Here is a 3,401-nt window from a genome sequence, read left to right as displayed (position 1 = left end):
CAGAAAATTCCCGTGGTGATGTGCTCGACTAAAAATACCGACATGGATCGATTTTGGGGGTTGAAACAAGGTGCAGATTTATATCTAACCAAACCAGTTAATCGACACGATTTTGTCGATATTTTACAGAAGTTAGTCAGTAAATAGTCTAGTCGCGATCGAGGGGAATAAATTGAACTTAGCCAGCACTAGTCAGCTACCAGCCGCGCCAGCAGACCGCGATCGTCAACAGTATTTGAAATTCCTACTTCAACCTGGATTGATGGCCCTAATTGAAATCGAGTGCGTGAGCGAACTGATGGAGATTCCACTCGATCGCGTGGTGCCGATGCCGCATCTACCGCCAGCAGTCAAGGGGATCTACAACTGGCGGGGCGAAATCCTCTGGATCGTCGATCTGGCGATGTTACTGGGTTTGGAGGGAAATTCGCCATCGCAATATCGGCGGATTCAACCGACGATTATGATGAGTAGTGCCGCCGAGCGGGACACTGACGGATCCTTACAGAGCTATGGCTCAGCGCGATACTCAACACCCGCGACCGATCGATTGGAGCGGCGAGCGGCCAAAACGATCGGGGTTCTAGTAGACGAAATTGTCGATATTGAATGGTGTCAGATCGATCTGATTCGCTCGGTACTGCCAGATCGGTTGCAACCAGAATTAGCCACAGGAGTGCTGGGGATGTGGACATCGACAGCGGAGGAAAATTTTTTGGTATTGGATGGCCGCGCCATTTTAGAGCGAGCCGACCTGCACGCCGATGTTTGATTGAATTTTAATTACCATTTTGAGATAATCCAAAACCGATGAATACGATCGAACGCGACCAAGCGGAACAACCGACGAAGAACATGCCAGCGACAACAGTTACCCCACTGGCCCCGATGGCTGATGTCTCACTGCTGGAGGCAGCAGCATCGCCACTGGTCGGTAGTGAAGATCGGTGGGTTGATGGCAGGATTACAAGTGTCGATCGCCAGCAGGTACCGCAGCGACAGCAGCAATCCTTACAGCAGCAGATTTTTTTGACGATCCTGCCCTTCATGCTGCTCCCCTTGGGATTGGGTGGTTGGTTGATGATGAATAATCATGATTCGCGCCCCGTGCCCGGATCGCCAGAGATCGCCCAGACCGAAGCCGCTGCCAAACGCTTGACTGAGACAATTGTCTTACTTTCGATTGGGTTTGTGAATCTGGGGGTGGGGATGTGGATCTCGCGCCGGTTGACCGCCTCGATCGATCGCGTCACGACCAAACTCAGTGAAGCCGCTAGTGGCAATCTGGCCGTGACACTCGCGCCTGAAGATAATGCCGAATTTCAAGCTCTCGCCGATAACTTCAATCAATTAGTCGCTAACTTCGATCGCACGCTCCAGCAACAACAAGTAGCCGCCCAAGCCAACAAATTATTTGGTAAAATTGCCCTCACCGCTCAAGAATCGGTCGATCGCCAGCAAGTATACAATCTGGGAGCGAGCGGGATTCGGAAAATCCTCAAAGCCGATCGAGTCTCGATCGTCCGGTGCAATCCCGATAGTAGTGCCGTTGTCATCGCCGAATCGCTCGACAAGAACTATCCCTCTACCCTATCCACGCCTGTGGGACGGTTGTATTTTGTCGATGCGCCGCTAGAATTGGCGGGTTACGAGCAGGGTCAAAATGTCGCGATTGCCGATCTTCAACAGGTCGCCTTGAGCAACCGCCAACGTGAATTACTCGCAAGCATGCAAGTGAAATCACTAGTGACTATCCCGATTTTAGCTGGCAAACAGTTGGTCGGCTTGTTGTCGATCCATCAATGCGATCGAGTGCGGCACTGGCAAGACTGGGAAGTAAATTTTGGAGTTCAAGCCGCCCAGCGCATCGGCTTGGCAGTAGAACAGATCGGCACCTGGAACGCGCAGGCAATCGAGTTGCGGCGCACGAATATGTTGTCTCAGGCTCTGCAAGTCCAAGAACTGCCACAATCGATCGAGTTGCTCGATCGAGCAGTCGAAACCATTCGTCAAGAATTCAATCTCGATCGACTGCTGGTATTAGATAGCAGCGCGCGCTCCTCAGACGGCAAAATTGTGGTAGCAGCCACCAAGCCAGAGTTTGTGTTACCAGCTGCGGTCGCGATGGAGCGTTACATCGACTACGAACTTCACCGCGATGGCTGTGTGCCAGAACAGATTTCCTGTATCTATAACCTCGATGAAGCTGGCGGCTTAAATGCAGAAGAGATTGCCGCATTAGAACAGCTCCAGATCCGCGCTCGCACAGTCGCGCCGATTGCCGTCGAAGGTCAGCTTTTGGGTGCGATCGTCGGCCACATGTGCGTAGAAGATCGCCACTGGACGCCAGCAGAGATCGACAAATTTGCCACCGTTGCCGATCGGATCGGGCTAGTATTGAGTCGGCGCAAGTCGATCGCGCAACAAGCAGGGCAAGTGCATTATCGCAGTCTCTTGGCCGAACTGACGCTCCAACTCCGCCAATCGCTCGATCGCGACGAGATTATTGCGACGGCACTAACGGCAATCCGCACTAATTTTAAACTCGATCGGGCAGTGTTTGTCACCTGCCATGACAATTTGCCACTGACGATCGCCGCAGAGTCACTCGCTCCGGGCAGTTTATCGATTTTGGGTCGCGTCATCGATGTTGCTCTGCTAACGCCCCAACAACTGGCTGGCTATGGTAATGGTCGGACGATCGCCTTGAGCGATATCGATCGCGCCGGATTGACTGCCGAGCAGATCGGGCTGTTACAGCAGTTGCAAGTGCGCGCGACGACTATTATGCCGATTTTAGTCAACAATCAACTGTTTGGGCTGATCGTCGGCGACATGTGTCACGCACCTCGGACGTGGGAGCCGACACTCATTGAAGCATTCGAGCAAATTGCCACTCAACTCGGGCTAGCTTTAAATCAGGCGCAACTATTTGCCCAACGCGAACAGGAAGCCCGCCGCTCGCAGATTTTATCGAACTTCACCTTACAATTGCGACAATCCCTCAACCGTCAGGATATTTTGAGCGCGGCAGTGGAACTGGTGCGCACCGCGCTGGATCTGGATCGCGCCGTAATTTTTGAGCTAGATCGCGAGTTTAATGGCCGCATTACTGCCGAATCGGTCGTCGAGAGCCAGTTAGCGATTATGGGCGTCCAGATTGAGGATTGTTGTCTCAAAGAGGCTGGCTACGCCCAAGGGAAGATGACGGCTTTTTCCGACATTTATCAAGCTAACCTCTCCGAGTGCCATATCCAAATGCTCGAACGGATCCACGTTCGAGCCAATCTGGTCGTGCCGATTACGATCGACAGTCAGTTGATGGGTCTATTGATCGGTCATGAATGTCACCAGCCGCGTGATTGGCAACCTGATGAAATTAATTTATTCAATCGGTTGGC

2 protein-coding genes are annotated in these 3,401 nt (G+C 52.4%); both read left to right on the top strand.

The genetic code is table 11. The features are described from left to right. Nucleotides 1–172 precede the first annotated feature (172 nt). A complete protein-coding gene (locus RMO84_RS20465) occupies nt 173–772 on the top strand; it encodes a chemotaxis protein CheW (protein ID WP_310490282.1) in 600 nt (199 codons plus the stop codon). A gap of 38 nt (nt 773–810) precedes the next feature. Beyond that, nucleotides 811–3,401: GAF domain-containing protein (locus RMO84_RS20460; protein WP_310490281.1), on the top strand; the 2,591-nt coding region annotated here is incomplete at its 3' end.

Source organism: Chamaesiphon sp. VAR_69_metabat_338, from assembly GCF_031423935.1.
Taxonomy (GTDB): Bacteria; Cyanobacteriota; Cyanobacteriia; order Cyanobacteriales; family Chamaesiphonaceae; genus Chamaesiphon.
Note: the sequence above shows the minus strand (reverse complement) of the source record. Positions and strands in the feature narration are given on the sequence as shown.